The sequence below is a fragment of the Paenibacillus sp. 3LSP genome (assembly GCF_032465655.1).
Lineage (GTDB): Bacteria > Bacillota > Bacilli > Paenibacillales > Paenibacillaceae > Fontibacillus > Fontibacillus barengoltzii.
Genome location: NZ_JAWDJI010000114.1, coordinates 1 through 7,385, shown reverse-complemented (window position 1 = coordinate 7,385; position 7,385 = coordinate 1). Strand labels below are relative to the sequence as shown.

The 7,385-nt window shown below is 51.8% G+C and carries 5 protein-coding genes; 1 reads left to right on the top strand and 4 read right to left on the bottom strand.

All coding sequences use genetic code 11. The features are described 5' to 3' along the window. Positions 1-242 precede the first annotated feature (242 nt). On the top strand, positions 243-656 hold the full coding sequence (locus RW092_RS09080; RefSeq protein ID WP_316010038.1) for a hypothetical protein: 414 nt from the start codon (positions 243-245) through the stop codon (positions 654-656). Between the two features lie 74 nt (positions 657-730). Here the strand turns inward: RW092_RS09080 and RW092_RS09075 are convergent, their stop codons facing one another. The 4 genes from RW092_RS09075 to RW092_RS09060 form a co-directional block, all read right to left on the bottom strand. Continuing rightward, positions 731-2,827 carry a beta-galactosidase gene (locus tag RW092_RS09075; protein ID WP_316010037.1) on the bottom strand — a complete coding sequence of 699 codons (2,097 nt, stop codon included), beginning with the start codon at positions 2,825-2,827 and terminating at the stop codon, positions 731-733. Positions 2,828-3,253: 426 nt separating this feature from the next. Continuing rightward, on the bottom strand, positions 3,254-4,858 hold the full coding sequence (locus RW092_RS09070; protein ID WP_316010036.1) for an ABC transporter substrate-binding protein: 1,605 nt from the start codon (positions 4,856-4,858) through the stop codon (positions 3,254-3,256). A 72-nt stretch (positions 4,859-4,930) separates the two neighbouring features. After that, entirely contained in the window at positions 4,931-5,833 is a 903-nt protein-coding gene (locus RW092_RS09065; RefSeq protein ID WP_036624457.1) for a carbohydrate ABC transporter permease, read from the bottom strand. Positions 5,834-5,926: 93 nt separating this feature from the next. Then, a complete protein-coding gene (locus tag RW092_RS09060) occupies positions 5,927-6,847 on the bottom strand; it encodes an ABC transporter permease (RefSeq protein ID WP_316010035.1) in 921 nt (306 codons plus the stop codon). Between the last annotated feature and the right edge of the window lie 538 nt (positions 6,848-7,385).

Genomic DNA, 7,385 nt, shown 5'->3' with positions numbered 1-7,385 from the left:
CGGGGTTCGCGTTCCAGGCATCTTAAATGACTGCCCACGCTAGCTTGACACTGACTATTTTCGAGCCTAATTTGACAACACCAAGCAGAACGTTTATTGTTAATTATGGAAATTTTATTTAATACGAGCGAAAAAAAGGGGAGAATTTAATGCAAAAACTCCCGTGGTTAATAAGTATACTGGCATGCTTCCTATTGCTCATCACTGGTTGTAATGAACCCCAGCCTAAAACTGACGATGCGATGAAAACAGCCGAAGCCTATAAAACGACCGAATATAAAGTTGACTTTACTGAGGATCTGTTGTCTGCCGAATCCATTCAGAAGCGAAACGAAGCGATCAAACCTTTTTTAACGGAATCGTTTTACGAAAAACAGGTTAACAATCGAATCACCATTTTACCTTTAAGAGTTGCTGCGGATACGCAGCTGTCCATCAAACCTGATGATTTGCAAACCGGCATTAAAGCGCAAGATGAGAACAATGTCACCATCGAATACACTGTAAATCTACTACTGACAAACTCGGAAGGCCGCGAAAGCAACCGAGTTCCGTTAGAAGGCGAGTTGATGATGACTTTCGTAAACGAGCGATGGCTGGTGCAATATGACGACTTTAATGTCCAAGTCTTCATGAAATTGATTTCCGAAAAATAGGCTCCAGCTGTCCTAGTGCATAAGCCATAAATAAAACCCTACTTTCCGCGTATATGGAAAATAGGGTTTTATTATTATAACGATGATTGAAGAACCGCCTCCCGCTTCAATATCGCGATTCCGTTGACCGGCAGCTCGATGGAGCCGCTCACGGTTAGGCCGGTTTCGGCATCGGTGTAGCTGCGGCGGTCGAGCTCGACGCGGGCGGCCCGGCCGGAGAAATTCTGCACGAAGACGTAATCGTGCTGACCGTCCGTGCGCAACTGTGCGGTGACTCCCGCCGGCAGGTCGGTATCCAGCGCCCGGCGCACGCCTGCATCTTGCACGAGCTTGCCGTAGAACGCCTCGTAGAAGGCGGGATCGCTGACGCGAGCGGCCAAATAGTACGCTCGGCCTCGGCCCAGCTCATTAAGCGTCAAAGCCGGCTTACCTGCGTAGAAATCATCGCGGTAAACGCCAAGCACCTTAGCGCCTTCCGCGTGAATATGCTCGCACAGCTCACGAATCTCATACGTTCCGCTGAAGCCCAGCGGATTCCCGTCTTCCAGAATCAACGCATTGCGGTCATGGTCATGCAGGCCGTCGATTTCCTCCGTCCACACGCCTACCACCTTGCGCAGCGGCCCCGGAAAGCCGGTCAGATGGCACAGGTCATTCTCGTCGACGATGCCGGACCAATACGTGACGAACAAGGTGCCGCCGTCCTTCACAAACTGCTCCATCTTCGCCCCGGTTTCTTCCCGGAGTAAGTACGCCATCGGTACGACCAGCAGTTTGTAGTTGCTGAAATCGTCAAACGAACCGACGATGTCCGTTGGCACGCCCAGTTCCCACAACGCGCGGTACTGCTGCATGACGGTCTCTTCATAATGGATGCCCTTGTTGCGCGGCCCTTGGGCGTCATTGATCGCCCAGCGGTTATCCCAATCAAACAGGATGGCTGCTTCCGCCGGAACGGTGGTCCCCAGAATCTCCGTTAATTCCGACAGCGTCTTGCCAAGCGAAGCAACATCCGCAAACACGCGCGTGTGCTCATGGCCGACGTGGTCGATGACCGCGCCGTGGAATTTCTCGCTGGAGCCGCGGCTTTTTCGCCACTGGAAATATTGGACTGTGTCGGACCCGTGGGCCACTGCTTGCAGCGAGGACAGCTTGTGCATACCCGGCCGCTTCAGCTTGCTGACCGGCTGCCAGTTCGTCAGTGACGGCGTGCTCTCCATCAGCATAAACGGCTTCTGCTTCAAGGAGCGGAACAAGTCGTGGTTAAATGCAAACCAGGAAGCAACCCCCGCATCGGATTCGGCCTCATGCCACATCGGATAAGCGTCCCAGGAAATGACGTCCACAGCTTTCGCAAACTCGCGATAATCCAACCCGTAGAACAGGTCCATCATATTTACTGTGCAGGGCAAATCCGGATTGATTTGTTTGAGCGGCTGGATCTCATGCTTGTAGAAGTCGATCGTCTGGTCAGACACGAATCGACGCCAATCGAGGTTCTGTCCGTGCACCATCATTTCCCCGTGAGGTGCCGGGGATTCCACCTGCGACCAGGAGGTATACGTATGGCTCCAGAAGTTCGTCCACCACGCGTGGTTGAGCGCTTCGAGCGTGCCGTATTTCCGTTTCAGCCATTCGCGGAAAGCGTCTTGGCAGTAGTCGCAGTGACATTCTCCGCCGTATTCGTTGGATACGTGCCAACCTACCACAGCCGGGTGACTGGAATAGCGCTCCGCCAGCCGGGTATTCATCTGGGTCACTTTTTCCCGATAGACCGGGGATGTAAAGCAGTGGTTATGACGCATGCCGTGGAGATTGCGCACCCGGTTCTTCTCGACGCGCAGCACCTCCGGATACTTCTCCGACATCCAGGCCGGCCGGGCGCCGCTTGGCGTGGCCAACCAGGCGTAGATGCCGTTCTCGGCGAACGTGTCCAGCACGCGGTCCAGCCATTCAAACCGGTATACGCCTTCCTCCGGTTCCAGCGAGGCCCAGGAGAAGATCCCCACCGCCATCACATTGCAATGGGCCAGCTTCATCAGCCGGATATCCTCGGTCAGCACCTGCGGATCATGAAGCCATTGGTCCGGGTTATAGTCGGCGCCGTGCATAAAGACCGGCAGTTTGTCGCTGATTGGCGGGAACTTCATCGGTTTTGAGCTTCTACTCATCGAAATAACTCCTCCCCGTTTCTGATCTGTATTGATGTTCATGTCATTCTCATGTGCTTTGCAGCGAACTACCGTTACGAAATGCAAAAGTGCAGTCCATTTTCGCCAAATTCCCCTTATAGCGGCCTTTCAAATGTAAAAGTGCAGTTGAATTCAGCCCAATCCACCCTTTTTAGCCTCAATCGTCTCATACCAAATGTACTTTTACATTTCAGACACTGAATAAAGGGGACTTTTCACCAAATGAAATGTACTTTCCAAATGAAATGTACTTTTACAGTTCGGCACGCTCAATCGCGCAATCGCGCATCCTGTAACCTTCGAGGTCACATCCCATCACGCTCATTCAATCCTGCTCCTTCCAACACAACATTACAATGAAAGAAAAAGAGGGGACGGGCGTCCCCTCCTTTCACCCCCGCCTGCTTATTGGCCTTGGGCGGCAAGGAATGCGTCGATTTGGCTCTGCAGCTCTTGTTGAATCTTATCCAGACCGGCCGCCTTCAACTGTTTGTTCAGGTCGGCTTGGCCTTTCTCCAAGTCCTTGATCAGGCCGTACTCCAGCGGGATCGCATAGCGCAGCATGACGTTGCCTACGTTTGCGACTTCGTTCTTCACCTTGGTGTCGTCAAAGACGAAGGTTTCCAGCGGGAAGTGATAAACTTTAGACTGCCAATCCGCCAGCATTTGGTTGCCTTCTTCCGGATAGGAAGCGTCGGTGCGGTTCAGCAGTGAGTTCCAGCCCCATACGGAGTAGCCCGACAAGTTATAGTTGTTGAAGCTTGGTCCCGGATTGTATTTGTCATCGCCAACCGGCTCGTAGTGCTTGCCGGCGATGCCGTACATCGTCAGATCATGGATTTCTTTATCGTTTTGCAGCAGGTCGATTAGCATCAGCGAACGCTCGACGTTTTTAGACGTGGCATGAATCGCCAACCCGTTCTGCGTGGAGATCGCTCCGATTTTCTTCTTATCCGGCGTCAAGTCGGCAACGGTGACTTCCATCTCCGGCTTGTCGCGGCGGATTTCACCAACGTTGCTGGAGATCGTTCCCAGGTTTTGCGCATACGAGGAGGTTTTGCCGGCTTTGATGTCCTGGAACACGTCGTTTTTGTTGCTCACAATGTTCTTCGACCAACCGTTGTTATCCGCCAAGTCTTTATAATATTTGATCAGTTCGGTAAACTCCGGCGTGTCGTACACGTTGAACACTTTCCCTGCCGGATCGTCCAATTTGTAAGCCAGCGGGAAGTTGTAATCGACCAGATTCCATTCATTTTGTTGTTCCAGCAAAATTTGGTCCAGCTCATGCCATTTCCAGCCGTCGGCCGGTTTTGCACCAAACGGACTGATGCCTTTCTCGCCCGCTCCAATCGCTTTCAGATAAGCGGCATAGGTTTCCGGGCTGTTCACCGGTTCCAGATTGTACTTCTTGCGCAGGTCTTCGCGAATCAGAACAACCTTGTCCGTCACTTCCTGGTTGTTGTTGGGCACCATGTACAGCTTGCCGTTCACTTTGGCTTGATCCCAAGAGGCTTGCGGCATTGCTTCCCAGGTCATTGGGGCATAAGTCTGGAGCATTTCCTCCGTCAACTCAAGGAATCCGCCCTTCAGCACCTGGTCATTATAGAACGCCCAGTTCGCGGTGTAAGCGATGTCAAAATCTTCGTTCGCTGCAAATTTCAACGGGTATTTCTGGGTCCAGTCCGCCCAATCCAAAAACTCCGTCTCCACAGTTGCGTTAATTTTCTCTTTCAGCAACTTGTTCAGCTCACCATATACCTCATCATAATCTGTCGGTTTGCTGCCAATCATGAGCAGCTTCAGCGTAACTTCTTGGGACGTATCTACAGCCCCAGTGGTTGCCGGATTGGCCGACGCATTGTTCGAAGCTGCAGCGTTATTTGATGCTGCGTCGTCCGGGGTGTTGGCGCTGCCTGCGTTATCGTTCCCGCCGCCGCAAGCGGACAGTAAAGTCATTAACGCCAGCACCATAGCCACAAGAAACGTTGTTTTCTTCTTCAGTTTCATGACGTTTATTCCCCCTACAAATGATTTGGTATAGAAAAAACTCCTCTATGTGATAACCGGGTTGCCCCGAGGTCACCCTTTCACAGCGCCAATCGTTAGGCCTTGCACAAAATAACGTTGGATGAACGGATAGGCGATCATAATCGGTCCGGTGGCTACGATGGTCATCGCCATCTTTAAGCTCTCCGTCGGGATGTCCGAGGAGACGACGGCTCCTGCCGCCATCATCGCCTTGCGCATGCCGTCCATGTTGCCGAGCAAGCGGTACAAGTAATACTGCAGCGGCATCAGGTCGGAATTGGAGATAAACAAGAGCGCGTTATACCAGTCATTCCAGTAACCCAAGGCGATAAACAGCCCGATGGTGGCCAGCGCCGGCTTCGACAGCGGGATCACAAATTGCAAATAAATTTGGAAATCGCCCGCCCCGTCGATTTTTGCCGATTCGATAATCGCCTCCGGGATGCTGCTCATAAACGATTTCATCACGATGATGTAGAAGACGTTCATCAGCATCGGCAGAATCAGCACAAGCAGCGTATCCTTCAGATCCAGGTAGTTCACGATCAGCAAGTACCACGGGACAAGCCCGCCGCTGAACAGCGTCGTAAAGAAGAAGAAGAAAGAGAAGTGGCTGCGCCATTTAAAATCTTTGCGTGCCAACACATAGGCCGTCATCGAGGTCAAAAACAATCCAAACAGTGTGCCCAGCAAAGTGACGGAAATCGTCACGCCGTACGCCTTCAGCATTTCCTGCGGATACTTGAACAGAATACCGTAGGCTTCCAGCGAAAAGGACGCCGGGATCAGCTGGAACCCGTCCTCGATGATCTTACTCTCGTCCGTCAGCGAAGAAGATAGAACCAAAATGAAAGGAAAAAGACAAAACACCGCCAGCAAAGTCAAAGCAACATATCCGATCATCTGCAGCAGCAGACGGTCGATCGGTTTGCGTTTGGGAGCTGCCGGCTTCATGGCCGGCTGCAGATTGGGTGCCATCGTACTCATCAGCGTTAACCTCCACTCGTTTCATTCTTGTTGACCATCGCGATTGTGTTGACAAACCGCTTAGAACAAAGCGCGGTCCTTATCGTATTTCCGCACAGCATAATTCGCCAGCATAATCGTCGCGAAGCCCAATATCGATTGATAAAATCCCGCTGCGGCGGACATCCCAATCTCGTTCGAAGTTGTGAGCATCCGGAACACGAAGGTGTCGATAACATCCGTTGAGGAGAACAGCAGGCCGTTGTTGCCAACCAGGTTATAGAACATGCCGAAGTCCCCGCGGAAAATATTCCCGATCGCCAGCAGTACCAAAATGATCAGCGTCGGATAAAGGTTCGGAATCGTGATTTTGCGAATTCGTTGAAAGACGTTCGCCCCATCGATCTCAGCGGCTTCATACATCTCCGTATCAATGCTCGTGATCGCCGCCAGGTACATAATCGTTCCGTAACCCAGCGTCTTCCAGGCCGATACGATGACGAGAATCACCGGCCAATAGGCAGCCGTATTGTAGATATCAATCGATTCCAGGCCAATCGCATTCAGAAGCACGTTGATCGTACCATAATCGTAATTGAACAAGTTATATGCAATCGCCCCCACGACAACCCAGGAGATAAAATACGGCAGAAACATCACCGTTTGCGTGATTTTGCGAAACCATTTCCCCGCCACCTCAAACAGCAGGATCGCCGCAAAAATCTGCACCGCGTTGTTTACCACAATAAACGCAATGTTATACAAAGCCGTATTGCGTGTAACCCGCCAGGCGTCCCCGGAGTCGAAGAAAAACCGGAAGTTGTCCAGTCCGTTCCAGGGGCTTCCGAACACTCCGCCGGTGTAGTTGTATTGTTTGAAGGCCAGGACAATCCCCGCCATCGGCACATAGGCGAACAGCAGGAAGAACAGGACGGCCGGCGTCAGCATGAGCAGCAGAACCTTATACTTCTTCACGTCGTTCCAGAATCCGCTTCGCTTCATGTCTCGAACTCCCCTCTTGGTTGTCTCTATATCTCTCAGTATAGGGATGAGCGCCTGCTTGCGGGATTCAGTGAAACAACAAAAACTAATACAAATTCCACGATAATCCAAAAATTCACAAAAAAAAGAACCCCGCCTACCGCTAAATCATGGAGAGACGAGGTCAGAAACCAATGAAAGGGGGGGCTGGCCCCCCCCATTGTCGGGTGACCAGTAACAGTGGGTGTGTAGTGTGCAGTGACCAGCGAGACTCGTGCGCCGCATCGTAACGGACCGTAATGACCTTATGGGCTCATTTCCCGGAGATTTCCCATGCTAACGGACTCCAGCACCCTTAAATCGGCCCTATGACAGCAATTTGCTCAAAAATATATGAAATAAGGTATCCTCAGTCCGTTAAAAAGGAAATGCGAGCACCATCAGGTCAATAACGTCCGTCATGTCCGTTGCTATGAACGTTTTTGTCAAGCCCTCGGTTTTAAATCTGCCTGAGCACGTGGCGCGAGAGCAAAAATGCGAGCGACGGTCGGCACGCTGC

Excerpts from the sequence above, each read along its gene's own strand:
- RW092_RS09080 (WP_316010038.1), top strand. The coding sequence starts at position 243 with ATGAAAACAGCCGAAGCCTATAAAACGACCGAATATAAAGTTGACTTT.
- RW092_RS09075 (WP_316010037.1), bottom strand. The coding sequence starts at position 2,827 with ATGAGTAGAAGCTCAAAACCGATGAAGTTCCCGCCAATCAGCGACAAA.
- RW092_RS09070 (WP_316010036.1), bottom strand. The coding sequence starts at position 4,858 with ATGAAACTGAAGAAGAAAACAACGTTTCTTGTGGCTATGGTGCTGGCG.
- RW092_RS09065 (WP_036624457.1), bottom strand. The coding sequence starts at position 5,833 with ATGAAGCCGGCAGCTCCCAAACGCAAACCGATCGACCGTCTGCTGCTG.
- RW092_RS09060 (WP_316010035.1), bottom strand. The coding sequence starts at position 6,847 with ATGAAGCGAAGCGGATTCTGGAACGACGTGAAGAAGTATAAGGTTCTG.